Annotated in this window: 19 protein-coding genes and 1 pseudogene; 11 read left to right on the top strand and 9 right to left on the bottom strand. The window is 63.4% G+C overall.

Annotation, left to right across the window (positions count from 1 at the left end; all coding sequences use genetic code 11):
* Window positions 1-8 precede the first annotated feature (8 nt).
* The 4 genes from recJ (at window position 9) to M5B99_RS08675 (ending at window position 4,199) form a co-directional block, all read left to right on the top strand.
* Window positions 9-1,718 carry a single-stranded-DNA-specific exonuclease RecJ gene (recJ, locus tag M5B99_RS08690; protein ID WP_248803644.1) on the top strand — a complete coding sequence of 570 codons (1,710 nt, stop codon included), beginning with the start codon at window positions 9-11 and terminating at the stop codon, window positions 1,716-1,718.
* 314 nt (window positions 1,719-2,032) lie between these two features.
* Window positions 2,033-3,139 (top strand): NADH:flavin oxidoreductase/NADH oxidase, encoded by a 1,107-nt coding sequence (locus tag M5B99_RS08685; RefSeq protein WP_248803643.1) that lies wholly within the window; start codon window positions 2,033-2,035, stop codon window positions 3,137-3,139.
* Between the two features lie 194 nt (window positions 3,140-3,333).
* On the top strand, window positions 3,334-3,846 hold the full coding sequence (locus M5B99_RS08680) for an AAA family ATPase (protein ID WP_248803642.1): 513 nt from the start codon (window positions 3,334-3,336) through the stop codon (window positions 3,844-3,846).
* Between the two features lie 161 nt (window positions 3,847-4,007).
* A complete protein-coding gene (locus M5B99_RS08675) occupies window positions 4,008-4,199 on the top strand; it encodes a hypothetical protein (RefSeq protein WP_248803641.1) in 192 nt (63 codons plus the stop codon).
* A gap of 577 nt (window positions 4,200-4,776) precedes the next feature.
* Here the strand turns inward: M5B99_RS08675 and M5B99_RS08670 are convergent.
* The 8 genes from M5B99_RS08670 to M5B99_RS08635 all read right to left on the bottom strand — a co-directional run bounded on the left by M5B99_RS08670 (window position 4,777) and on the right by M5B99_RS08635 (window position 15,158).
* On the bottom strand, window positions 4,777-6,201 hold the full coding sequence (locus tag M5B99_RS08670; RefSeq protein ID WP_248803640.1) for a gamma-aminobutyraldehyde dehydrogenase: 1,425 nt from the start codon (window positions 6,199-6,201) through the stop codon (window positions 4,777-4,779).
* A 292-nt stretch (window positions 6,202-6,493) separates the two neighbouring features.
* Window positions 6,494-7,321 (bottom strand): ABC transporter permease, encoded by an 828-nt coding sequence (locus M5B99_RS08665; protein ID WP_248803639.1) that lies wholly within the window; start codon window positions 7,319-7,321, stop codon window positions 6,494-6,496.
* On the bottom strand, window positions 7,311-8,258 hold the full coding sequence (locus tag M5B99_RS08660; protein WP_248803638.1) for an ABC transporter permease: 948 nt from the start codon (window positions 8,256-8,258) through the stop codon (window positions 7,311-7,313). Before M5B99_RS08660 ends, M5B99_RS08665 begins: the two co-directional genes overlap by 11 nt.
* Window position 8,259: 1 nt before the next feature.
* Entirely contained in the window at window positions 8,260-9,285 is a 1,026-nt protein-coding gene (locus M5B99_RS08655; protein ID WP_248803637.1) for an ABC transporter ATP-binding protein, read from the bottom strand.
* Window positions 9,286-9,632: 347 nt separating this feature from the next.
* Entirely contained in the window at window positions 9,633-10,784 is a 1,152-nt protein-coding gene (ydcS, locus tag M5B99_RS08650; protein WP_121137058.1) for a putative ABC transporter substrate-binding protein YdcS, read from the bottom strand.
* An 86-nt stretch (window positions 10,785-10,870) separates the two neighbouring features.
* Window positions 10,871-12,361 carry a gamma-aminobutyraldehyde dehydrogenase gene (locus M5B99_RS08645; RefSeq protein ID WP_248803636.1) on the bottom strand — a complete coding sequence of 497 codons (1,491 nt, stop codon included), beginning with the start codon at window positions 12,359-12,361 and terminating at the stop codon, window positions 10,871-10,873.
* A 106-nt stretch (window positions 12,362-12,467) separates the two neighbouring features.
* Window positions 12,468-13,382, bottom strand: coding sequence for a LysR family transcriptional regulator (locus tag M5B99_RS08640; RefSeq protein WP_100942371.1), 915 nt, complete (start codon window positions 13,380-13,382; stop codon window positions 12,468-12,470).
* Between the two features lie 108 nt (window positions 13,383-13,490).
* Window positions 13,491-15,158 (bottom strand): diguanylate cyclase domain-containing protein, encoded by a 1,668-nt coding sequence (locus M5B99_RS08635; RefSeq protein WP_248803635.1) that lies wholly within the window; start codon window positions 15,156-15,158, stop codon window positions 13,491-13,493.
* A gap of 86 nt (window positions 15,159-15,244) precedes the next feature.
* On the opposite strand from M5B99_RS08635, the gene M5B99_RS08630 reads away from it, so the two are divergent.
* From M5B99_RS08630 to M5B99_RS08600, 7 genes are read left to right on the top strand one after another with little or no spacing between them, the layout of a single operon-like run.
* Window positions 15,245-16,867 (top strand): methyl-accepting chemotaxis protein, encoded by a 1,623-nt coding sequence (locus M5B99_RS08630; RefSeq protein ID WP_248803634.1) that lies wholly within the window; start codon window positions 15,245-15,247, stop codon window positions 16,865-16,867.
* On the top strand, window positions 16,867-17,385 hold the full coding sequence (locus tag M5B99_RS08625) for a chemotaxis protein CheW (protein WP_248803633.1): 519 nt from the start codon (window positions 16,867-16,869) through the stop codon (window positions 17,383-17,385). Before M5B99_RS08630 ends, M5B99_RS08625 begins: the two co-directional genes overlap by 1 nt.
* On the top strand, window positions 17,382-18,668 hold the full coding sequence (locus M5B99_RS08620) for a CheR family methyltransferase (RefSeq protein ID WP_248803632.1): 1,287 nt from the start codon (window positions 17,382-17,384) through the stop codon (window positions 18,666-18,668). The genes M5B99_RS08625 and M5B99_RS08620 overlap by 4 nt, the downstream gene beginning before the upstream one ends.
* On the top strand, window positions 18,665-19,351 hold the full coding sequence (locus M5B99_RS08615) for a chemotaxis protein CheW (protein ID WP_248803631.1): 687 nt from the start codon (window positions 18,665-18,667) through the stop codon (window positions 19,349-19,351). Before M5B99_RS08620 ends, M5B99_RS08615 begins: the two co-directional genes overlap by 4 nt.
* A complete protein-coding gene (locus tag M5B99_RS08610; RefSeq protein ID WP_248803630.1) occupies window positions 19,348-21,654 on the top strand; it encodes a hybrid sensor histidine kinase/response regulator in 2,307 nt (768 codons plus the stop codon). Before M5B99_RS08615 ends, M5B99_RS08610 begins: the two co-directional genes overlap by 4 nt.
* Entirely contained in the window at window positions 21,651-22,661 is a 1,011-nt protein-coding gene (locus tag M5B99_RS08605; RefSeq protein WP_248803629.1) for a chemotaxis response regulator protein-glutamate methylesterase, read from the top strand. The genes M5B99_RS08610 and M5B99_RS08605 overlap by 4 nt, the downstream gene beginning before the upstream one ends.
* Before the next feature lie 51 nt (window positions 22,662-22,712).
* Window positions 22,713-23,717, top strand: a complete 1,005-nt coding sequence (locus tag M5B99_RS08600; protein WP_248803628.1) for a response regulator — start codon at window positions 22,713-22,715, stop codon at window positions 23,715-23,717.
* A gap of 285 nt (window positions 23,718-24,002) precedes the next feature.
* On the opposite strand, the pseudogene M5B99_RS08595 reads toward M5B99_RS08600, so the two are convergent.
* Window positions 24,003-24,261, bottom strand: a pseudogene (locus tag M5B99_RS08595) (hypothetical protein); the annotation flags it as partial.

The following is a 24,261-nucleotide window of genomic DNA, read 5'->3' as shown; positions in this document are numbered from 1 at the left end:
TTATTGCCATGCGTATCGAACCCCGCCCGCTGCCCGCCACACTGCCTTTTCTCGGTGATCTGCCGCCGTTGTTGACCCGCCTTTACGCCGCGCGCGGCGTGGTGTCCGAGGACGAGTTGGACAAGAGCCTGGCGCGGCTGATTCCCTTCCAGCAACTCAAGGGCATCGACGCGGCGGTGGATCTGCTGGTGACGGCGCTGGAGCAGCGCCAGCGCATCCTCATCGTCGGCGACTTCGATGCCGACGGTGCTACCGCCAGCACAGTCGGGGTACTGGGTCTGCGCCTGCTGGGCGCGGCGCATGTCGACTACCTGGTGCCGAACCGCTTTGAATACGGCTATGGCCTGACCCCGGAAATCGTCGCGGTGGCCTTGCAGCGCGAGCCGCAGTTGCTGATCACCGTGGACAACGGAATTTCCAGCATCGAGGGCGTGCAGGCGGCGAAGGCGGCAGGGCTCAAGGTGTTGGTCACCGACCACCACTTGCCCGGTAGCGAATTGCCGGCAGCCGATGCCATCGTCAACCCGAACCAGCCGGGCTGCGAGTTTCCGAGCAAGGCCCTGGCCGGCGTCGGGGTGATTTTTTATGTGCTGATGGCCTTGCGTGCGCGTTTGCGCAGCCTGGGCCATTACGCCAGCGCGCCACAGCCGAATATCGGTGAACTGCTTGATCTGGTGGCACTGGGCAGCGTCGCCGACGTGGTGCCGTTGGATGCCAACAACCGCATCCTGGTGCACCAGGGGCTCGAGCGGATTCGCGCGGGACGTGCACGGCCGGGGCTCAAGGCGATCCTGGAAGTGGCCAAGCGCGAGCATTCACGGCTGACCTCCACCGACCTGGGTTTTATCCTCGGCCCGCGTCTGAATGCCGCGGGGCGCCTTGACGATATGAGCCTGGGCATCGAATGCCTGCTCTGCGAAGACCCGGCCCTGGCCCTGGAAATGGCCAGCCAGCTCGATGAAATGAACAAGGACCGCAAGTCCATCGAACAGGGCATGCAGCGCGAGGCGCTGGCCCAGCTCAAGGACCTGCCGTTGGAGTCTATGCCCTTCGGCCTGTGCCTGTTCGAGCCGGACTGGCACCAGGGGGTGATCGGGATCCTCGCCTCGCGCATGAAAGAGCGTTATCACCGTCCGACCATTGCCTTTGCCGAGGCGGGCGACGGCATGCTCAAGGGCTCCGGGCGTTCGGTGCCGGGATTCCATATCCGCGATGCGTTGAGTGTGGTGGCGGCGCAGCACCCGGATCTGATGGGCAAGTACGGCGGTCATGCGATGGCCGCCGGCCTGAGCCTGCCGCAGGAAAATTTCCCGTTGTTTGCCGAGGCCTTCGATGCCGAAGTGCGTCGTCAGCTGTCCGAAGACGACCTGACCGGACGCCTGCAGACCGATGGTTCGCTGGCCATCGAGGAGTTCAACCTGGAGCTGGCCCGGGCGCTGCGCAATGCCGGACCCTGGGGCCAGCATTTCCCCGAGCCGCTGTTCCACGGTGTGTTCCAACTGGTGGAAAAACGCATTGTCGGCGAGCGTCACCTGAAGGTGGTGCTGAAAAGCGAATGCGGTTCGCTGAAGCTCGATGGCATTGCCTTCGGTATCGACCCGGAGCTATGGACCAACGCTCGGGTCGATTGGGTGGAACTGGCCTACAAGCTTGACCTCAACGAATTCCGTGGCAAGGAAAGTGTGCAACTGATGATTGCCCATATCGAGCCGCGCTGAGGTATTTCGAGGGTGCTTTGTGGATACCGTCCTGACCGTTGACTCGCAACCGCGGTCAACGCGGTCCCTTGCAGGCGTTGGCTGATGTTGTCGGGTCAGGCTCCAGGCGGGAGCTATAGGCGATTATGCCGGTTTAAATCCGCTGAACCCTCCTGTCTGTGCCGTTGTCGACTAGTCTGTAAGCACTGTCTGAATGGTCTTGTGACGTCGTCCTGTTTTTTTACCCGCTGGGGGGCGGTTATCCACCACTCTTGTCACTTGCCGACGTTCTAACAGAACCCTGGAGCCAGCCCACTTGATTTGAGAGGTGCCCCATGAGTCTGCTGCTCGAACCCTACACCCTTCGCCAATTGACCCTGCTCAACCGCATCGCGGTCTCACCCATGTGCCAGTACTCCAGCGTCGACGGGCTGGCCAACGACTGGCACCTTGTCCACTTGGGCAGCCGGGCGGTGGGCGGGGCGGGGTTGATTTTCACCGAGGCCACCGCCGTCGCCGCCGATGGCCGGATCACCGCCCAGGACCTGGGCCTGTGGAACGACGAACAGATCGAGCCGCTACAACGCATCACCCGCTTTATCAGCGCCCAGGGCGCGGTGGCGGGGATCCAGCTGGCTCATGCCGGGCGCAAGGCCAGCACCCATCGACCCTGGCTGGGCAAGCAGGGCAGCGTCAGGCCCGAAGACGGTGGCTGGACTCCGGTCGGCCCATCGCCGATAGCCTTCGATCCGCAGCACACCCCGCCTGTACAACTGGATGAGAGCCAGATCGCCGAGGTGATCGAGGCCTTTGTCGTGGCCGCCAAACGGGCGTTGGTCGCGGGCTTCAAGGTGGTCGAAATACATGCCGCCCATGGTTATCTGTTGCACCAGTTTCTGTCGCCCTTGAGCAATCAGCGCCGTGACCAATACGGTGGCTCCTTTGAAAATCGTATCCGCCTGGTGTTGCAGGTGACCGAAGCGGTGCGCGCGGTCTGGCCTGACGAACTACCGCTGTTTGTCCGGGTTTCGGCCACCGACTGGGTGGAGGACGGTTGGAATCCGGACGAAACGGTGGAGTTGGCGCGACGTCTGAAGGCCCTGGGCGTCGACCTGATCGACGTGTCCTCGGGCGGCACCGCCGCCAATGCGGAAATACCCACGGGTCCCGGCTACCAGACCCGTTTCGCCGAGCGTGTACGCAAGGAGTCCGATATCGCCACTGGGACTGTCGGACTGATTACCGAGCCGGCCCAGGCCGAGCACATCCTGCGCACCGGTCAGGCGGATATGATCCTGCTGGCCCGCGAGTTGTTGCGTGACCCTTACTGGCCGTTGCATGCCGATGATGATCTGGGTGGGCGCAAGGCGATCTGGCCGGCGCAGTATCAGCGGGCGACCCATCGCGATCAGCCGATTCACGAGTCGGATTTACGTGAGTGAAAGGTTGAGGCTTGTCGTCGGACGTTTAAGTGAATAAGGTCAGTTTCATGAACTCACGGCAGAACACCTCGATTATTCCCACCCTCGATACGAGGGTGGGCTGACGCGTGTTGTGTAAACACCCGAAACCCGCCCACCGAGGCGGGTTTTTTCTGGCCGCCTTCCTGGGTATTGGACGTCAAAAGGAGATTGAAATGTCGCCACCTGAACCCCGTGGCCCTGGCGATGCCGGTCCGATCCTGCACCTGGTCTGTGGAAAGATCGGCTCGGGGAAGTCGACGCTGGCACAACGCCTGGCGGTGACACCTTCGACGGTGTTGATCAGTGAGGACGTCTGGCTCGCGCGGCTGTATCCGGGGGAGATCAGCGAAATCGCCGACTATGTGCGCTGCGCTACCCGTTTGCGCGGGGCCTTGGCCGAGCATCTCGTTGCACTATTGAACGCGGGGATCTCGGTGGTCCTCGACTTTCCTTCCAATACCGTGGCCAGCCGGCTTTGGGCCCGTTCAGTCTTTGAAAACGCTGGGGCTGCCCATCGGCTGCACTTCCTCGATGTCGGCGATGAGCTGTGCAAGGCTCGCCTGAAGGCCCGCAACGAGGCGGGTGAGCACCCGTTCAAGGCCACCGAGGCCGAGTTCGAGGTGATTTCCCGCTATTTCGAAGCTCCGGCGCTGGAGGAGGGCTTTGAGGTGGTGCGCTATGAATAGACGCACCCCAGGCGCTTATCACGGGCTCTTGCCAGGATGACTTGAGTTTCTTGCTGGAAATTTCGAAATGTTCTTAGCCTGATTCGGACTGTTCCTACGCTTAGGATAAGTCCGAGCGGTTCGTTCAGGCGGGACAGGTCTATCCAGCGAGGAAAGTGGTCATGGCAAAGGCGCGGAGCATTGTCGGTTTCATGCTGTTCCTCTGGACGTTCAGGGCCTCATCCCGGCCCAGGGTGCATAAGCTCAGCGCCGAAGAGCAACAACTGCTGGAACGCTATCGCGCGCTGTCGGACGAGGACCGCAACGCGATGCGCTGCTTGTTGAACGTGATGGAGGGTGTTTCGCGGTTTTGAAACCGGTACGGCGTACTCGTCAGCCCAAATGATCCATATAAAGATCACGGATAGACTTGATCTTTATATGGATCATTTGGGCTGTGGTGCTGAGTGTGCTCGTGTTGCAACGCTGGGGGGCTGCCTGGCGCGGTTTCCCCTGCGGTGTAACGAGCGTTTACCGTTACCGGCCGATCTTCCAGGCATCGCCCGCCGGCGCCGTACCACGGTCATACGTTTTCGCGGGCGACCGATCACCTATGGTGTCTGTGCCTGCCTCTTCGCGGGCAAGCTCCGCTCCCACAATGATCGGTTCTTACCTGCTTTTGCGCAGGCGACCGATCACCTATGGTGTCTGTGCCTGCCTCTTCGCGGGCAAGCTCCGCTCCCACAATGATCGGTTCTTACCTGCTTTTGCGCAGGTGACCGATCACCTGTGGTGTCTGTGCCTGCCTCTTCGCGGGCAAGCTCCGCTCCCACAATGATCGGTTCTTACCCGCTTTTCGCGGGCGACCGATCACCTGTGGGAGCGGAGCTTGCCCGCGAAGAGGGCCTCAAGACGGACGCTAGCTTCGCGGACAACCCCGGTATTGCTGTGTCAGTGCTTGAACATCACATGACGCACGGTGGTGTAGTCCTCCAATCCGTACATCGACATGTCCTTGCCATACCCGGACAGCTTCTGCCCGCCATGGGGCATTTCGCTGACCAGCATGAAGTGGGTGTTGACCCAGGTGCAGCCGTACTGCAAGCGGGCCGCCAGGCGATGGGCGCGCCCGACATCGGCGGTCCACACCGACGACGCCAGGCCGTAGTCCGAATCATTGGCCCAACCCAGCACCTGGGCTTCATCATCGAACCGGGTCACCGACACCACCGGCCCGAACACCTCGCGACGGACGATTTCGTCATCCTGCTGGGCATCGGCCAGGACCGTTGGCTCGAAGAAGAAGCCATTGCCGGGCACCGCCTTGCCACCGGTGACCAGGCGGATGTGCGATTGGGCGAGCGCGCGCTCGACGAAGCCAGCCACGCGGTCACGGTGCTGGGCGGTGATCAGCGGACCGAGTTCGGTTTCAGGATCGTCCTGCAGCCCGTACTTGATGGTGCTGACCGCCGCGCCGAGTTTCTCGACAAACTGCTCGTAGATCCCGGCCTGGGCATAGACCCGGCAGGCGGCGGTGCAGTCCTGGCCGGCATTGTAGAAACCGAAAGTGCGGATGCCGGCCACGGCGGCGTCGATGTCGGCGTCGTCGAAGATGATCACCGGAGCCTTGCCGCCCAGTTCCATGTGCAGGCGTTTGACGCTGTCGGCGGTGCTGGAAATGATGTGCGAACCGGTGGCGATGGAGCCGGTCAGCGAGACCATGCGCACTTTCGGGTGGGTCACCAGCGGACTGCCCACGGTCGGGCCGCGGCCGAAGACCAGGTTGAGCACGCCGGCCGGGAAGATCTCCGCGGCCAGCCCGGCCAGGCGCAAGGCGGTCAGTGGGGTCTGTTCCGAGGGTTTGAGCACCACGGTATTGCCGGCGGCCAGGGCCGGGGCGATTTTCCAGGCGACCATCATCAACGGGTAGTTCCACGGCGCGATGGAGGCGATCACGCCCACCGGGTCGCGGCGGATCATCGAGGTGTGGCCGGGCAGGTATTCGCCCCCCGCCGAACCGCTCATGCAGCGGCTGGCACCGGCGAAGAAACGAAACACGTCGGCGATGGCCGGGATCTCGTCGTTGAGGGCGGCACTCAGGGGTTTGCCGCAGTTGTCCGATTCCAGTTTCGCCAGTTCCGGGCCGTGGGCCTCAATGGCGTCGGCCAGTTTCAGCAGCAGCAGGGAGCGGTCTTTCGGCGCGGTCTGCGACCAGCTTTCGAAGGCGCCGGCGGCGGCGCGCACGGCGGCGTCGACCTGGGCTTCACTGGCCTCGTTGATATCTACCAGGACCCGGCCCAGGGCCGGGTTGAACACGGATTGGGCCGGGCCTTCGCCGTTGACGAGTTGGCCGTTGATCAGCAGTTTGGTTTGCATGGTCATGTCCTCATGGAGCAATCAGGTGGTTCTGTGGACACCGAATTTTTCGGAGCTTGTGGGAGCCTTCGGATGGATGGGAGTCTCCTTGTGGGGGCGGGGCTTGTCCGCGAAGCTTTTAGTGCCCTCAAGGGCCCCTTCGCGGGCAAGCTCCGCTCCCACAGTCCTAATTCCAATTCCAATTCCAATTCCAGTCACAGTCACAGTCACAGTCACAGTCACAGTCTCAGTCTCAGTCTCAGTTCCAGTGTCGCTTTAGCTTTCGATTTCGGTAGCCGGGCTCGGTCTTCGCTTATTTACCGCCACTGCCGGCCACGCTTTCACCGCCGCGGGTCAGGTAATAGGCGCCGAGAATCGGCAGCATCGTGACCATCATCACCAACATGGCGACCACGTTGGTCACCGGGACGTCCCGTGGCCGGCTGAGCTGGTTGAGCAGCCAGATCGGCAAGGTCCGTTCATGCCCGGCGGTAAAGGTGGTGACGATGATCTCGTCGAACGACAGGGCGAACGCCAGCATGCCGCCGGCCAGCAACGCCGAACCCAGGTTCGGCAGGACGATGTAGCGCAAGGTCTGCCAGCCGTCGGCACCCAGGTCCATCGAGGCTTCGATCAGGCTGTGGGAGGTGCGCCGCAAGCGGGCGATGACGTTGTTGTAGACGATCACCACGCAGAAAGTCGCGTGGCCGACGATGATGGTGAACATCCCCGGCTCTATCCCCAAGGTCTTGAAGGTCGCGAGCAAGGCGATCCCGGTGATGATCCCCGGCAGGGCGATGGGCAGGATCAGCATCAGCGATATGCCCTGCTTGCCGAAGAAGTCGCGGCGATACAGGGCGGCCGAGGCCAGGGTGCCGAGCAGCATGGCGATCAGCGTGGCAATCGCGGCGATCTGCAACGACAGCTTGATGGCCTCCAGCACGTCGGTCCGGGCGAAGGCCACGCTGAACCACTTCAGGGTGAAGCCCTGGGGCGGGAAGCTGAAGGCCGCGTCTTCGGTGTTGAAGGCGTAGAGGAAGATGATCAGGATCGGGAAGTGCAGGAACACCAGCCCGCCCCAGGCCGCCAGGCGCAGGCCGAGTGAAGCCTGGTCGCCGTGTTGTTGTGCATTAGAGCGCATCGAAGGCCCCCAGACGTTTGACGATGGACAGGTACACGGCGATCAGCACGATCGGCACCAGGGTGAAGGCCGCAGCCATCGGCATGTTGCCGATGGCGCCTTGCTGGGCGTAGACCATGCTGCCGACGAAGTAGCCGGGCGGGCCGATCAGTTGCGGCACGATAAAGTCACCCAGGGTCAGCGAGAAGGTGAAGATCGAACCCGCCGCGATGCCCGGAATCGACAGCGGCAGGACCACCTGCATAAAGGTCTGGCGCGGCTTGGCGCCGAGGTCCGCGGACGCTTGCAGCAGCGATGGCGGCAGGCGTTCCAGGGAAGCCTGGATCGGCAGGATCATGAACGGCAGCCAGATATAGACGAACACCAGGCAACGGCCCAGGTGCGAGGTCGACAGGGTACTGCCGCCGACCCCCGGAATCCCCAGCACGAACTGCAACAGCGGCTCCAGCCCCAGGTGCTGGACGAACCACTGGGCGACGCCGCCCTTGGCCAGCAGCAGAGTCCAGGCGTAGGCCTTGACGATATAGCTGGCCCACATCGGCATCATCACCGCAATGTAGAAGAACGCCTTGGTCTTGCCCGTGGTGTAGCGCGCCATGTAGTAGGCGATGGGGAAGGCGATGCAGCCGGCGACGATGGACACCACCACGGCCATGCCCAGGGTGCGCAGGATGATGTCGAAGTTCGACGGTGCGAACAGCGCGGCGAAGTTGGCCAGGGTCAAGTCCGGGGTGACCGCCATGGTGAAGTCGTCGAAGGTGTAGAAGCCTTGCCAGAGCAGGGTCAGCAGCGAGCCGAGGTAGATCGCGCCGAACCAGATCAGCGGTGGCACCAGCAGCAGCGCCAGGTAGAGATTGGGGCGGCGGTACAGCAGGTTGGCGAAACGCCGCATCGGTGAGCCGGCCGAGTTGGCCTGGGGGAGGGCGAGGCTGCTCATCTCAGGCCTCGCTCGCCAGCACGGTCATGGCTTCCCGCGCCCAGCGCGCGGTGATGCGCTGGCCGGCCTGGTATCCGTGGCTGCTGGTCTGCCATTGGGTATTGGGCTGGCTGATGTTCAGGGTCTGGCCGTTGTCCAGTTTCAGTTCGTAGCGGGTGGCGCTGCCCTGGTACTGGATATCGTGGAGCAGGCCGCTGATCTCGACCTCATGGCCTTGCACCGGACCGTCGGCGAAGCGCACGTGTTCCGGGCGGATCGACAGCGGCAGGTCACTGCCACAGAGTCGTTTCGCCAGCTCGCCGCGAATCACGTTGGAGGTGCCGACGAACTCGGCGACAAACACGGTGGCCGGTTTCATGTAGAGGTTGCGCGGGCTGTCGACCTGTTCGATGCGGCCCTTGTTGAACACGGCCACGCGGTCGGACATGGACAGGGCTTCGGTCTGGTCGTGGGTGACGAAGATGAAGGTGATGCCCAGTTGCCGCTGGAGCTTTTTCAGCTCGCCCTGCATCTGTTCGCGCAGCTTGAGGTCGAGCGCGCCGAGGGGTTCGTCGAGCAGCAGCACGCGAGGTCGGTTGACCAGGGCACGGGCCAGGGCCACGCGCTGGCGCTGGCCGCCGGAGAGCTGCACCGGCTTGCGCTCGCCGTAGCCGGCCAGGGCGACCATGCCGAGGGCTTCTTCGGCTCGCTTCAGACGTTCGGTCTTGCCGACGCCTTTGACTTTCAAACCGTAGGCGACGTTGTCGCGTACGTTCATGTGGGGGAACAGCGCGTAGTCCTGGAACACCGTGTTCACGTCGCGCTGATACGGCGGCAGGCCGGCGGCTTCTTCGCCATGGATGCGGATCGAGCCGGCGCTGGGTTGTTCGAAACCGGCGATCAGGCGCAGGCAGGTGGTCTTGCCTGAGCCGGAAGGGCCGAGCATGGAAAAGAACTCGCCGTCCTGGATATCGATGGAAACCCGGTCGACGGCTTTCACTTCGCCGAACTGACGGGAAACGTGGGTGAACTGGACTGCAAGCGTCATGATGCGGTGCTCCGAGAGGGCGTGGGTGGCCGCAGCGGCCCGGCCTGGACTTCTGAAAAATCCGAAACGGTGGATGGTGGTCTGACTAACACCGCGAACCCGTGTAGGCGCTGGCTTGCCGGCGATGGCGTCCGGATAGGCGATGCCAGGCTCAAGGGCCTTATCGCTGGCAAGCCAGCTCCTACAGGATCTATGTCTTACGCAAATTGGGTGTTCGACACAGGTCCCCTGTGGGAGCGGAGCTTGCCCGCGAAGCTTTTAGCGGCCTTAAGGGCCTCTTCGCGGCGATGCGGCGCCCCGGCAAGCTCCGCTCCCACAGGTTCATCATTAGCCTCCAAACTGGGTGATTACCGACCACCCATGATCGCGATGTAATCCTGGGTCCAGCGACTGTACGGCACGAACTTGCCACCCGCGGCTTGCGGAGTGGTCCAGAAGGCAATCTTGTCGAAGTGGTCGAAGCCATTGGTCTTGCAACCTTCGGCCCCCAGCAGTTCGCTTTCCTTGCACGCCGCCGGTACCGCCGGCAACGAACCGAACCAGGCCGCGACATCGCCCTGGACCTTGGGCTGCAACGACCAGTCCATCCACTTGTAGGCGCAGTTCGGGTGCTTGGCATCGGCGTGCAGCATGGTGGTGTCGGCCCAGCCGGTGACGCCTTCCTTCGGAATGGTCGAGGCCACCGGTTGCTTGTCCGCCTGCAAGCCGTTGACCATATAGCCCCAGGAACTGGATGCGGCGACGCCTTCATTCTTGAAGTCGCTCATCTGCACTGTGGCGTCATGCCAGTAGCGGTGGATCAACGGCTGCTGCGCCCGCAGCAGGTCGAGCACGGCCTTGTACTGGGTCTCGGTCAGTTCGTAGGGGTTCTGGATGCCCAGCTCCGGCTTGGCCGACTTCAGGTACAGCGCCGCGTCGGCAATGTAGATCGGGCCGTCATAGGCCTGCACGCGACCCTTGTTCGGCTTGCCATCCGGCAGGTTCTGCGCGTCGAAGATCACGCCCCAGCTGGTCGGCGCCTGCTTGAACACGTTGGTGTTGTACATCAGCACGTTCGGGCCCCACTGATAGGGCGTGCCGTAGGTCTGCTTGTTGACCACATACCACGGCGCGTCCTTGAGACGCGGGTCGAGGTTCTTCCAGTTCGGGATCAACGCGGTGTTGATCGGTTGCACGCGCTTGCCGACGATCAGTCGCAGGGAGGCGTCGCCGGAGGCGGTGACCAGGTCATAACCGCCCTTGGCCATCAGACTGACCATTTCATCGGAGGTGGCCGCGGTTTTCACGCTGACCTTGCAACCGGTTTCCTTCTCGAAGCCCGTCACCCAGTCGTAGGCCTTGTCGCTTTCGCCACGCTCGATGTAGCCGGGCCAGGCGACGATATCCAGCTGGCCTTCGCCCGCACCGACGGCTTTCAGCGGCTCGGCGGCCTGGATCGAGACGCTGGCCAGCAGCGCGGTGGTCATTGCACTGAGCAGTGCGGTCTTGTGCACGAACATGGGGATTCCCTCTTCTTTAATTATGGTCGGGGCAGTTGAACGTGATGCAGCGTGCCGTTGCGGGCTGGTTATTAGAGTAGAGCGTGTTACAGATGCTGGCCGTGGCGCGCCATGATGTGCCGCACCACGCTGTAGTCCTGAAGCGAATCGCTGGACAGGTCCTTGCCATAACCGGAGCGTTTCAGGCCGCCGTGGGGCATTTCGCTGACCAGCATGAAATGGCTGTTGATCCAGGTGCAGCCGTATTGCAGGCGCGAAGCCACCTGCATGGCCTTGTCCAGGTTCTGGGTCCAGACCGACGAGGCCAAGCCATATTCCGAGTCGTTGGCCCAGTCCACCGCCTGGCTCAACTCGTCGAAGCGGGTCACGGTGACCACCGGGCCGAACACTTCGCGCTGGACGATTTCGTCGCTCTGCCTGCAACCGGCGAGCAGGGTCGGCTGGTAATAGAAGCCTGCCCCGGAATGCACGGCGGCGCCGGTGATCCGTTCGATATGCGGCTGGCCGAGCGCGCGCTCGACGAAGCTGGCGACGCGGTCGCGCTGGCGGGTGCTGATCAGTGGGCCGATTTCATTGTCGGCGTCGCGCTTGCCGGCAAACCGCAGGCTGCTGACCGCCGCACCGAGCTCGGCCACCAGTTTGTCGTGAATCCCGGCCTGGGCGTAGATCCGGCAGGCGGCGGTGCAATCCTGCCCGGCGTTGTAGTAGCCGTAGCTGCGCACGCCTTCAACCACGGCTTGCAGATCGGCGTCGTTGCAGACAATCACCGGGGCCTTGCCGCCCAGTTCCAGGTGGGTGCGTTTCACACTCTTGGCGGCGGCCTGGAGGATTTTCTGGCCGGTGACGATATCGCCGGTCAGCGACACCATGCGTACTTTCGGGTGGCTGACCAGATGGCTGCCGACCCCTTCACCACCACCGCAGACGATATTGATCACCCCCGGCGGCAGCAGCTCGGCGAGCATCGGCGCCAGGGCCAGGATCGACAGCGGTGTGTGTTCCGAGGGCTTGAACACCAGGGTGTTGCCAGCGGCCAGGGCCGGGGCGATTTTCCACGCGGCCATCATGATCGGGTAGTTCCAGGGCGCGATGGAGGCCACCACACCAATCGGGTCGCGGCGGACCATGCTGGTGTAGCCCGGCAGGTACTCGCCGGACAACTGGCCGGTCTGGCAGCGCACGGCACCGGCGAAGAAACGGAATACGTCGACGGTGGCACTGAGGTCGTCCTGGCGGGCCAGGTGCAGGGGCTTGCCGCAGTTCAGCGATTCCAGGCGGGCCAGCAGGTCGGCGTTTTTCTCCACCGCGTCGGCGATGGCCAGGAGGCTATTGGCGCGTTGCTGCGGAGTGGTCCGCGACCAGCCGGCAAAGGCCCGGTGGGCGGCGAGGATGGCGCTTTCGACCTGTTCGGGGCTGGCTTCGGCGATATGGGTAAGCACCTCGCCCGTGGCCGGGTTGAGGATCGGCTCGACAAAACCCTGGCCGGCAACGAGCTCACCGTCAATCAGCAAAGCGGTGAACAGTGGGGTCGGGTGCGCGCCAGCCATTTTGCGAGTTCTCTCTTCTTGTGTGGCCATGGAGCTTCCCCTATCGCTGGAGTCCGGCCTTTCTCTAGATGGATGGCAAGAGACTAGTGGGCGGACGGGAGGTCGACAAATACTAAATACTGAATGCGGCGTTCGATTAAATAGATGGCTTGCGCCCGCCGTGGGGTTGTTCGCGGGCCACGGTCAGGAACGGGTCCACCAGCGGCGGTCGGGCGGTGCCCCGGCGCCAGGCCAGGCCGACGTCGAGGGTCTGGCTGAGGTCGGCCAGCGGGCGGGCTTCAATGATGTCGCCTTCCAGCGACCAGGGCCGGTAGGTCATGTCCGGCTGGATCGATACCCCCAGCCCGGCCGCCACCAGGCTCCGTACCGCCTCGGTGGACGCGGTGCGCAAGGTGATCCGTGGTTGCAGGCCGGCGCCGCGCCACATGCGCTGGGCATTGCGGTCCATTTCATCGACATTGAGCTGGATCAGCGGCTCGCGGGCGACGTCGGCCAGGTTGATGCTGTCGTGTTCCAGCAGCGGATGCTGGGCCGGCAGCCACAGGCGATGAGGGGAATGGGTCAGGACCTCGGTCTGCAGGGCATGGCGGTCTTCGAGGTTGGAGAGGATCAGCACGCCGACATCGATCTCGCCGCTGACCAGCAAGTGCTCGATATAGGGACGCTCGTCTTCCATCACGCGGATTTCCACGTTGGGGTAGGCGCGCTGGAAACGGGTCAGCAGGTCGGCCAGGTAGTAACCGGCCACCAGGCTGGTCACGCCAATGGTCAGTTGCCCGGCCACCTGGTCGGTGCTCTGTTGCAGGCTGCGCTTGGCGTTGTCGACGGTGGCCAGGATCAGGTGGGCCTGGCGCAGGAACTGGTGGCCCTGGTGGGTCAGGGTCATGCCCTTGGCGTGGCGATTGAACAGGCTGACGCCGATCTCCTGCTCCAGCTGCTGGATCGCCAGGGTCAGGGTCGACTGGGAAATGAACACCGCCTGGGCGGCAGCCGAGATCGAGCCGGTCTCGGCCACGGCGATAAAATGACGGATCTGACGCAGGGTCATCATGGGAGGGCACACCGATGCCGGTTAGCCGGCAGGTTGTTTTTATGGATGTGACCCAGTGTATATCTTTTTAATCGATGGCCTTGCCGGTGGCGGGTGCGAGCGCCGGCCTCAGTGCGGACCGCCATCCCCTGCCGCTTCATGAAAATGCGCCTGGCCCTTGCCCGCATGCTTGGCGCGGTACAAGGCCTGGTCCGCCAGACCGAGCACGTCGCTCAGGTCCGGGGCATCCAGGGGCCACAGCGCGCCGCCGATGCTGCAACCGATCCGCGCCGGGCTGTCGTGGACCCGAAATGCTTGCCCCAGGCTGGCGAGCACGCGCTCGGCAATGCCGCGGGCCTGGTCAATGGCATCATGGCGGGGCACCTGCAGCACCATCAGGAACTCGTCCCCCCCCAGGCGTGCCACCAGGTCGCCTTCGCGCAGGCAGACGCGCAAACGGCTTGCCACTTCCCTGAGCAACTCATCGCCACCGGCATGGCCGAACTGGTCGTTGATCGGTTTGAAACCGTCGAGGTCCAGGTACAGCAAGGCCAGATAATGGTTCTGCGCCAGGCTGCGCTGCTGCGCGCGAGGCAGGTATTTCTCCAGGGCGGCGCGGTTCGGCAGGCCGGTCAGGGCATCATGGAGGGCCAGGCTTTCCATCATTCCCAAGGCGGTCTGGTGATTGCTCAGGCTGTCCACCAGATGGCGGATCGACTGGCTCAGTTGGGCGATTTCCCGGGTGCCCCTGACCTCGGGAATTTCCATGGACTCACCCAGGCTCAAACGGTCGGCGGCCCGGGCGATGGCCTGCAGCGGCCGGGTAAACCAGGTCGCCAGCAACCAGCCGACAAAGGCGATAACCACCGCCAGGGCGATGCCCCAGACCAGGATGTCGCGCTGCAACTCCTTGGCCGGAGCGTAGGCCTCGTCGAGCGTCTGGCGCGCCACCACGGTCCAGCCCAGCCCGCTATAGCTGCCGTAGCCACGACTCACGGCAATACCCGTAAGGTAGTCCTTGCCGTCCGGCCAGCGCTGGACACCCCAGCGGGTCTGTTGGCCGCCGAGGTCATCGAGCAAGGGCAGGGGCAATGCCTGGCCGATCGACTCCTTGGGACCGAGGATGAGCTGATGGTTGGCGGCCAGCACGAAAAACTCCGCTTTACGCCGGATCTGCTGAGGTTCGAACAAGGATTGACGCAGCTCTTCGGCCCAGCCCCAGGAAAGGTGTGCCGCGAGGACCCCGACTTTATTTTGTGATGATGTGTTACTGAGTTTGTCGCTGAACACCGGCAAGCTGATGTCCACGAACTTCATGGCCTCGCCACTGGGGTTGGGCAGCAGTTTGGATAATAACTTGGCGTCATGCACATCACCGACGAACAACTGCTCCCGGCCCTGGCTGAATACCGGGCGTTCGCCAATATCGGCCTGTTCGAGAATGCCTTGGGTCGCCGCCTTGACCACACCGTCGGGCGCGACGAAACCGACCCAGGCGAGGCTCGGGAACTGCGCCTGTAAATGGTCGAGCAGGTGCCGGATCTGCCGGGTGTCCGAGGCTTGCTGGATGACCTGGAGCCGACTGATGACGCTCAGCAGATGAATCCGGCTGGCCATGTCGCGGTCCAGTCGATCGGACATCTGGTAGGCATTTTCGGCCAGATCCTGGCCAATTTCGCGAATCATCCGGGAACTTGAGTCGTGGCTGATCAACGAACCCAGCAACCAGCTCAGCAAGCCGACCAACAAGGCAATCATCAACGCAAAACGGCTGCGCAGGCTGGGCAGAGCGGGCATGAACAAGGTTCCTGGAATGGATGGCTCAAGGATGACACACGCTCGGCTATACTGCCCCTCATTTGAATGGCTCTAGAGGACTGCGAGTGAAGAACTGGACGTTGCGCCAACGAATACTGGCAAGCTTTGCCGTCATCATCGCGATCATGCTGCTGATGGTCGTCGCTTCGTATTCCCGGCTGCTGTCGATCGAGTCCAGCGAGGAGAGTGTGCGCACCGACGCCCTTCCCGGGGTTTACTACAGCACCATGATCCGCAGCGCCTGGGTTGACAGCTATGTGCTGACCCAGCAGCTGCTGGGGTTCAACGCTGACGGCAACATCAGTGCCGCCGACCAGGCGCAGCTCAAGGACTTTGAAAACCGTCTGAGCGCGCAGATCGACAACTACCAGAAAACCATTTTCACCCAGGAAGACCAAGCGGCCTTCGATGTATTCAAGCGTGATCACGCGGCTTACGACAAGCTGCTGACCAGCGTGCTGGATCTCTACCAGCACAAGCAGAACGACCAGGCCATCCGGATGTTCAACGAGCAACTGGCGCCTGCCTGGGCCTCCGGTCGCAATCAACTCAATGACATCATCAACCAGAACAAGGATGTCGCCGACCAGGACACCGCCTCGATTTCCGCCGCCGTGTCCGCGGCGAAACTCAGCATGGGCATTTCCTTGCTGATCGCGCTGGTGGCTGCCGGCCTCTGCGGTCTGCTGTTGATGCGCGCGATCATGGCGCCGATGCAGCGAATTGTCGAAATCCTCGAAATCATGCGCACCGGTGACCTTAGCAGCCGCCTGAACCTGGAACGCAAGGACGAGTTCGGCGCGGTGGAAACCGGCTTCAACGATATGATGACCGAACTCACGGCCCTGGTTTCCCAGGCCCAGCGTTCCTCGGTGCAGGTCACCACCTCGGTCACGGAAATCGCCGCGACCTCCAAGCAACAGCAGGCCACGGCCACCGAGACCGCCGCGACCACTACCGAGATTGGCGCGACCTCGCGGGAAATCGCCGCGACCTCCCGCGACCTGGTGCGGACCATGACCGAAGTCTCCACCGCCGCCGACCAGGCCTCGGTGCTGGCCGGTTCCGGTCAGCAAGGGCTGGCGCGCATGGAAGAAACCATGCACTCGGTGATGGGGGCCGCCGATCTGGTGAACTCCAAGCTGGCGATCCTCAACGAGAAGGCCGGCAATATCAACCAGGTGGTGGTGACCATCGTCAAGGTCGCCGACCAGACCAACCTGTTGTCCCTCAATGCCGCCATCGAAGCGGAAAAGGCCGGCGAGTACGGTCGCGGTTTTGCCGTGGTCGCCACCGAAGTGCGGCGCCTGGCGGACCAGACCGCCGTCGCCACCTACGACATCGAGCAGATGGTCCGTGAGATCCAGTCGGCGGTCTCCGCCGGGGTCATGGGCATGGACAAGTTCTCCGAGGAAGTGCGCCGTGGCATGTTCGAAGTGCAGCAGGTCGGTGAGCAACTGTCGCAGATCATCCATCAGGTCCAGGCCCTGGCACCGCGGGTGCTGATGGTCAACGAAGGCATGCAGGCCCAGGCCACCGGTGCCGAACAGATCAACCTCGCCCTGGTGCAACTGGGCGACGCCAGCAGCCAGACCGTCGAGTCCTTGCGCCAGGCCAGTTTCGCCATCGACGAGCTGAGCCAGGTCGCGGTGGGCCTGCGCAGCGGCGTCTCGCGTTTCAAAGTCTGATGAGCGAGTGGGTGGCTAAACGCATCGCCAGCGCGCAGCCCAGGAGCAGCCTGTTCCTGGTCTTTCGCATCAACGGCGAACGCTATGCCCTGGATGCCGTGGAGGTGGCTGAAGTGCTGCCGCGCCTGCAACTCAAACCGATTGCCCGGGCACCGGCCTGGGTCGCGGGCGTGTTGGCCCACCGTGGCGCGATGGTGCCGGTGATCGACGTCAGCGCCATGACCTTCGGCCAGCCGGCGGCGGCCCGTACCAGTACGCGGCTGGTGCTGGTGCACTACCGTCCCGCGGGCGAAGTGCCCGGGCGGCTGCTCGGGCTGATTCTCGAACAGGCTACCGATACCCTGCGCTGCAACCCGGCGGACTTCCAGCCCTATGGCCTGGACAACCGCGAGGCGCCCTACCTGGGGCCGGTACGCGAAGATGCCCAGGGCCTGCTGCAACGCATCCGGGTCAACGACCTGCTCAACGCCGAGGCGCGCGCGCTGCTGTTTCCGGCGGCCGACGAGGGGCTGTCATGAGTGACGACCAGCGCTTCTTCGACTTCCTCAAGCACCGTATCGGCCTCGATGTGGCCTCGGTCGGCGCGGCGATTATCGAGCGTGCCGTGCGTCAGCGTTGCACCCAGTTGCAAATGCCTTCGGCGGATCACTACTGGACCCGGTTGCAGGCCAGCGGCGACGAGCAGCAAGCGTTGATCGAGGCGGTGATCGTCCCGGAAACCTGGTTCTTCCGTTACCCGGAGTCATTTTCGACCCTGGCGCGCCTGGCCAGCGAGCGGTTGGCACAGATCAAGGGCATGCGCGCCTTGAAGATCCTCAGCCTGCCCTGTTCCACCGGCGAAGAGCCCTATTCGATCGCCATGGCGCTGCTCGATGCGGGCCTGGCGCCGCACCAGTTCAAGGTGGACGGCATCGATGTCAGCCCATTGTCGGTGGAAAGGGCCAGGCGCGCGGTGTACGGCAAGAACTCCTTTCGCGGGCAGGGGCTGGAGTTTCGCGAGCGGCACTTCACCGTGCTGGCGGACGGTTACCGGCTCAGCGAGCGGGTTCGTGAACAGGTGCGTTTGCAGAGCGGTAACCTGCTCGATCCCGAGTTGCGGGTCGGCGAGGTCTATGACTTCGTGTTTTGCCGCAACCTGTTGATCTATTTCGACCTGGCGACGCAACGCCAGGTCTTCGACATTCTCAAGCGTCTTACCCATGTGGACGGCGTGCTGTTCATCGGTCCGGCCGAGGGCAACCTGCTGGGGCGGATGGGCATGTGCTCCATCGGCGCGGCGCAGTCCTTCGCTTTTCGCCGCCAGACGGACGTGGAGCCCGCCCCCTTGCCGGTGTTCGTGCCGCCGCCTTTGCCGCTGCGTGTGCCGCAACCCGCCAGCGCGTCGGTGCTGCCCCTGCGTCGACCATTCAGCACCCGCGCTGCCTTCGTGCCCCGCGCGCCAGCAGCCACGCCGAGACCCGCGGCGCCGGACGCCGCCGCCAGCCTGCTGGCACGGATTGCCACGCTGGCCAACGCAGGCAATGGCGCCCAGGCGCGTGAGGCCTGCGAAACCTACCTGCGACAACACGAACCGGTGGCCCAGGTCTTCTACTGGCTGGGCCTGTTGAGCGACGTGGCCGGCAGTGCGCTGGAGGCCCAGGGCTTTTATCGCAAGGCCTTGTACCTGGAACCGCAACACCCCGAGGCCCTCATCCACCTGGCGGCGTTGCTGGCCTCCCAGGGGGATGCGGCAGGCGCCCGGCGATTGCAGGAGCGCGCCGCCCGTAACGAGCGTACCGCTGACAGTGAGCGTAAACGATGAGCGGTTTGACAGACTTGAACCTGACCCTCCACGACGCCGAGAAAATCGACGATTGCTGGAACCGCATCGGCATCCACGGCGACAAGTCCTGCCCGCTGCTGGTCGAACATATCCATTGCCGTAACTGTGCGGTGTATTCCGCGGCCGCCACGCGCCTGCTGGACCGTTACTCGTTGCAACAGGAACGTCCCGAGCAGGGCGCGGCGGTCGAGGCTGACAGTGACGTGGTCACCCGTTCGCTGCTGATGTTCCGCGTCGGCGAGGAATGGCTGGGCCTGGCCACCCGTTGCCTGGTGGAAATCGCGCCGTTGCAGCCGATTCACTCCCTGCCACATCAGCGTTCGCGGGCCTTGCTCGGCGTGGCCAATGTGCGCGGTGCCTTGGTGGCCTGCCTGTCGCTGGTGGAGTTGCTCGGGCTGGACGCCTCGATCACGGCCACGCCGGGCGCCCGGGTCATGCCGCGCATGCTGATCGTCGGCGCCCAGGGCGGCCCGGTGGTGCTGCCGGTGGACGAGGTCGACGGTATCCATGCCATCGACCAGCGCCTGCTCGATACCGCCAGCGCCGCCGGGCCCCAGGCCAGCGCGCGGTTTACCCGTGGTGTACTGCCGTTCAGGGGGCGCAGCCTGCGTTGGCTGGATGAAGAGCAATTGCTGTCGGCCGTGACCCGGAGCTTCACATGACCCCCGATCAAATGCGCGACTCGTCGCTGCTGGAGTTGTTCAGCCTGGAGGCCGAGGCCCAGACCCAGGTGCTCAGCGCCGGCCTCCTGGCCCTGGAGCGCAATCCGACCCAGGCCGATCAACTCGAGGCCTGTATGCGTGCCGCCCACTCCCTCAAGGGCGCGGCGCGGATTGTCGGAGTGGATGCCGGGGTCAGCGTCGCCCATGTGATGGAAGATTGCCTGGTCAGCGCCCAGGAAGGTCGGCTGTACCTGCAAGCGGAACATATCGACGCCTTGCTGCACGGCACTGACCTGCTGATGCGCATCGCCACGCCCAGCGCCAAGGTCGGGGTGGAGGAGATCGAGGCCTATGTCCTGCGGTTGCAGGCCCTGCTCGATCCCGCGGCGGCTACTGCCCGGCTGATGCTGACGGCGCCCGTGACGGCTGAGCCGGCGCAAGTCGCGTTCGCGCCGCCTCTGGCCCTTGATCTTGAAATGCCGTCTCCTGAAACCGTGCCGGCGCAAACACCGTCACCGGAGCTGACGCCCCCAGGCCGCCGGGTCGCCGAAGGCGGTGAACGGGTGTTGCGGGTCACCGCCGAACGCTTGAACAGCCTGCTCGACCTGTCGAGCAAATCCCTGGTGGAAACCCAGCGCATCAAGCCTTATCTGGCGAGCATGCAGCGGGCGCGGCGGATACAGAACAAAGGCCTGCGCGCCCTGGACCAACTCGGCGATCACTTGAAGAGCGTCGGCTTGAGCCTCGAGGCCGAGGAGGCGCTGGCTGATGCCCGACGCCTGCTGGCCGAGTCCCAACTGATGCTGACAGCGCAAACCCTGGAGCTGGATGAGTTCGGCTGGCAGGCCAGCCAGCGTGCCCAGGTACTGTATGACACCGCGCTGGCCTGTCGCATGCGGCCCTTTGCCGATGTCCTCAACGGCCAGGTGCGGATGGTCCGTGACCTGGGCCGCAGCCTGGGCAAGCAGGTGCGGTTGGAAATCGAAGGGGAGAAAACCCAGGTCGACCGCGATGTGCTGGAAAAGCTCGAAGCGCCGTTGACCCACTTGCTGCGCAATGCCGTCGACCATGGCATCGAAAGCCCGGAACTGCGGGTGCTGGCCGGCAAGCCGGCGGAAGGCCGGATTCGCCTGCGGGCCTCGCACCAGGCCGGGCTGCTGGTACTGCAATTGAGCGACGATGGCGCCGGCGTGGATCTGGAGCGGGTCCGTCGCAGCGTGATCGAGCGCCAGTTGTCCCCGGTCGAGACCGCTGCGCAACTGAGCGAAGAGGAGTTGCTGAGCTTCCTCTTTCTGCCGGGGTTCAGCTTGCGGGACAAGGTCACCGAAGTGTCCGGGCGCGGGGTCGGCCTCGACGCGGTACAGCACATGGTCCGTCAGTTGCGCGGTGCCGTGGTGCTGGAGCAGGCGGCGGGGCAGGGCAGCCGTTTCCACCTGGAGGTGCCGCTGACCTTGTCGGTGGTACGCAGCCTGGTGGTGGAAGTCGGCGGCGAGGCCTACGCCTTTCCCCTGGCCCACATCGAACGCATGTGCGACCTGGCGCCCGAGGACATTGTGCAACTCGAGGGGCGGCAGCACTTCTGGCATGAAGGCCGGCATGTCGGGTTGGTTGCGGCCAGCCAGCTGTTGCAGCGCCCGGCCAGCGAACACCATGATGGCAACCTCAAGGTCGTGGTGATCCGCGAGCGCGAGGCGGTCTATGGTATCGAGGTGGAGCGTTTTGTCGGCGAGCGCACCCTGGTGGTATTACCGCTGGACCCACGGCTGGGCAAGGTCCAGGATATTTCCGCGGGGGCCTTGCTCGACGACGGTTCGGCGGTGTTGATCGTCGATGTCGAGGACATGCTGCGCTCGGTGGACAAGCTGCTAAACACCGGTCGCCTGGAGCGTATCGACCGGCGCAATCGTCATGCCAGCGAGGCCGTGCGCAAGCGCGTGCTGGTGGTCGACGACTCCCTCACCGTGCGCGAACTGCAACGCAAACTGCTGCTCAACCGGGGTTATGAGGTGGCGGTCGCGGTGGATGGCATGGACGGTTGGAACGCCCTGCGCGCCGAAGACTTCGACCTGCTGATCACCGATATCGACATGCCACGAATGGACGGGATTGAATTGGTCACACTCTTGCGTAAAGACACGCGCTTGCAGTCGCTGCCGGTCATGGTGGTGTCCTACAAGGATCGTGAAGAGGATCGTCGGCGTGGACTGGACGCCGGAGCCGACTATTATCTGGCCAAGGCCAGTTTTCATGATGATGCCTTGCTGGATGCCGTGGTCGAGTTGATCGGGGGCGCCCAGGGATGAGGATTGCTATCGTCAACGACATGCCCATGGCGGTGGAAGCGTTGCGTCGTGCCCTGGCGTTCGAGCCGGCCCACCAAGTGATCTGGGTCGCCGGCAATGGCGCCGAAGCGGTGAAGCATTGCGCCGAGGACACCCCGGACCTGATCCTGATGGACCTGATCATGCCGGTGATGGATGGGGTCGAAGCCACCCGGCGGATCATGGCCGAGTCGCCGTGTGCCATTGTGATTGTCACCGTCGACCGGCAGCAGAACGTCCACCGGGTTTTCGAGGCCATGGGCCACGGCGCTCTGGATGTGGTCGACACCCCGGCCATCGGCGCTGGCAACCCGAAGGAAGCCGCGGCGCCGTTGTTGCGCAAAATCCTCAATATCGGCTGGCTGATCGGCCAGCGTGGCAGCCGGGTGCGCAGCGTGGCCGCGCCGGCTCGGGACGACAGTCCACGGCAGAAACTGGTGGCCATCGGCTCTTCGGCCGGGGGGCCGGCGGCATTGGAAACCTTGTTGAAAGGTTTGCCTGCTCATTTTCCGGCCGCGATTGTCCTGGTCCAGCATGTCGACCAGGTATTTGCCGCCGGCATGGCCGAATGGTTGAGCAGCGCCTGCTGCCTGCCGGTGCGCCTGGCCCGCGATGGTGAAGCGCCGCAGCGCGGTACCGTGCTGCTGGCGGGGACCAACCACCATATCCGCTTGTTGAAAAACGGCACCCTGGCCTACACCGCCGAGCCCGTGAACGAGATCTATCGGCCTTCCATCGATGTGTTTTTCGAGAGTGTCGCCAGTTACTGGAATGGCGATGCGGTGGGCGTTCTGTTGACGGGCATGGGGCGCGACGGTGCCCAGGGATTGAAGCTGATGCGCGAGCGCGGCTACCTGACCATCGCCCAGGACCAACTGAGCAGTGCCGTGTACGGCATGCCCAAGGCAGCGGCGGCTATCGATGCCGCTGTCGAAATTCGCCCACTGAACAAAATCGCACCACGCTTGCTGGAGATATTTCCGACATGAGTCCTATCGTCAGCAATCCTGGTTTGAAAGCAGTACTTCAGGTGACCGCGTATGAATGATTTACAGCTGTATGATTTCAAGACCACCGACGAAAACGCCGCGATGGTGTTGCTGGTTGACGATCAGGCCATGATCGGCGAGGCGGTGCGGCGCGGGCTGGCCACTGAGAGCAATATCGATTTCCATTTCTGTGCCGATCCGCACCAGGCGATTGCCCAGGCGATCCGCATCAAGCCGACGGTGATCCTGCAGGACCTGGTGATGCCCGGGCTCGATGGCCTGAGCCTGGTGCGCGAGTACCGCAATCACCCGGCGACCAAGGACATCCCGATCATCGTGCTCTCGACCAAGGAAGACCCGCTGATCAAGAGCGCGGCGTTTGCCGCCGGGGCCAACGATTACCTGGTCAAGTTGCCGGACAATATCGAGTTGGTGGCGCGTATTCGTTATCACTCGCGCTCCTACATGACCTTGTTGCAGCGTGATGCGGCGTATCGGGCGTTGCGGGTCAGTCAGCAGCAATTGCTCGACACCAACCTGGTGCTGCAGCGCTTGATGAACTCCGATGGTTTGACCGGGTTGTCCAACCGCCGGCACTTCGACGAGTACCTGGAGTTGGAGTGGAGGAGGGCGCAGCGCGAGCAGACGCAGATGTCGCTGCTGATGATCGACGTGGACTATTTCAAAGCCTTCAATGACAGCTTTGGTCATCTGGAGGGCGATGAAGCTCTGCGCAAGGTGGCGCAGACAATCCGCGAGGCCAGCAGCCGGCCTTCGGACCTGCCGGCGCGTTATGGCGGCGAAGAGTTTGCGTTGGTGTTGCCGAACACTTCGCAAGGCGGTGCGCGGCTGGTGGCGGAAAAACTGCGACAGACCGTGGCGGGGTTGAAGATCCCGCACAATATGCCGGGCGAGGGTTCGGTGCTGACGGTCAGCATTGGGGTGTCCATGGTGATACCGCAGCAGGGTAGCAACTGTCGCGATCTGATTTCGGCGGCGGACAAGGGGCTGTATTCGGCGAAGAACAGTGGGCGGAATCAGGTGGGGGTTGGCTAAGGCGGGTAAATCGCCATTGCTGGCATCCGCAGTGGCTCGTATTTCAAGGTGTAAAAGCGGCGACTATTGGGTGAGTGGCTGGACTATAGTTCGGTCGTCACCGATGTATCGGTGATCGATCTTAGCCGGTTGAAATTCCTAACGGAGCGTAAATACCTCTATACCGACCGAACCCGCAGCGCCCCGGTTTCCTGATCGAGTACCACCCGTGTGGGCGCCGGTTCTGGCGCTGCACAATTTGAAGGTTTTATCACCCCGACAATAATATTATTACATTCGAATTTCCTACTTCGAAAGCGCTGGCACAGGCGTTAATACCGTGCTCCAGAGCCCTGCCTCTGCGCAGCTGCCACCACTGAAAATGAATTGCGGCCCAGTGCCGCGTTGAAGATTCTGCGTTGCGGCGGCGATCGCCAGCCAGGGTGATGCTTCGCCCGGATGTCCCAACAATGCATCCAGGTTGTGAAGTCCCTGGTTCGGCTTGAACGGCATCGCTGCGTCAACCAACACGCTGGCTATTGCGACTTCACGTTGTGGATCAATC

It is taken from the genome of Pseudomonas sp. MWU13-2100, from assembly GCF_023242365.1.
Classification (GTDB): Bacteria; Pseudomonadota; Gammaproteobacteria; order Pseudomonadales; family Pseudomonadaceae; genus Aquipseudomonas.
Note: the sequence above shows the minus strand (reverse complement) of the source record. Positions and strands in the feature narration are given on the sequence as shown.

Bases quoted from the DNA above. Each gene is read 5' to 3' on its own strand.
- M5B99_RS08610 (WP_248803630.1), top strand. From the start codon at position 19,348: ATGACCCCCGATCAAATGCGCGACTCGTCGCTGCTGGAGTTGTTCAGC.
- M5B99_RS08635 (WP_248803635.1), bottom strand. From the start codon at position 15,158: ATGCCCGCTCTGCCCAGCCTGCGCAGCCGTTTTGCGTTGATGATTGCC.
- M5B99_RS08660 (WP_248803638.1), bottom strand. From the start codon at position 8,258: ATGAGCAGCCTCGCCCTCCCCCAGGCCAACTCGGCCGGCTCACCGATG.
- M5B99_RS08640 (WP_100942371.1), bottom strand. From the start codon at position 13,382: ATGATGACCCTGCGTCAGATCCGTCATTTTATCGCCGTGGCCGAGACC.
- M5B99_RS08670 (WP_248803640.1), bottom strand. From the start codon at position 6,201: ATGCAAACCAAACTGCTGATCAACGGCCAACTCGTCAACGGCGAAGGC.
- M5B99_RS08680 (WP_248803642.1), top strand. From the start codon at position 3,334: ATGTCGCCACCTGAACCCCGTGGCCCTGGCGATGCCGGTCCGATCCTG.
- M5B99_RS08685 (WP_248803643.1), top strand. From the start codon at position 2,033: ATGAGTCTGCTGCTCGAACCCTACACCCTTCGCCAATTGACCCTGCTC.
- M5B99_RS08605 (WP_248803629.1), top strand. From the start codon at position 21,651: ATGAGGATTGCTATCGTCAACGACATGCCCATGGCGGTGGAAGCGTTG.
- M5B99_RS08665 (WP_248803639.1), bottom strand. From the start codon at position 7,321: ATGCGCTCTAATGCACAACAACACGGCGACCAGGCTTCACTCGGCCTG.
- M5B99_RS08655 (WP_248803637.1), bottom strand. From the start codon at position 9,285: ATGACGCTTGCAGTCCAGTTCACCCACGTTTCCCGTCAGTTCGGCGAA.
- ydcS (WP_121137058.1), bottom strand. From the start codon at position 10,784: ATGTTCGTGCACAAGACCGCACTGCTCAGTGCAATGACCACCGCGCTG.
- M5B99_RS08675 (WP_248803641.1), top strand. From the start codon at position 4,008: ATGGCAAAGGCGCGGAGCATTGTCGGTTTCATGCTGTTCCTCTGGACG.
- M5B99_RS08620 (WP_248803632.1), top strand. From the start codon at position 17,382: ATGAGTGACGACCAGCGCTTCTTCGACTTCCTCAAGCACCGTATCGGC.
- M5B99_RS08600 (WP_248803628.1), top strand. From the start codon at position 22,713: ATGAATGATTTACAGCTGTATGATTTCAAGACCACCGACGAAAACGCC.
- M5B99_RS08615 (WP_248803631.1), top strand. From the start codon at position 18,665: ATGAGCGGTTTGACAGACTTGAACCTGACCCTCCACGACGCCGAGAAA.
- M5B99_RS08625 (WP_248803633.1), top strand. From the start codon at position 16,867: ATGAGCGAGTGGGTGGCTAAACGCATCGCCAGCGCGCAGCCCAGGAGC.
- recJ (WP_248803644.1), top strand. From the start codon at position 9: ATGCGTATCGAACCCCGCCCGCTGCCCGCCACACTGCCTTTTCTCGGT.
- M5B99_RS08645 (WP_248803636.1), bottom strand. From the start codon at position 12,361: ATGGCCACACAAGAAGAGAGAACTCGCAAAATGGCTGGCGCGCACCCG.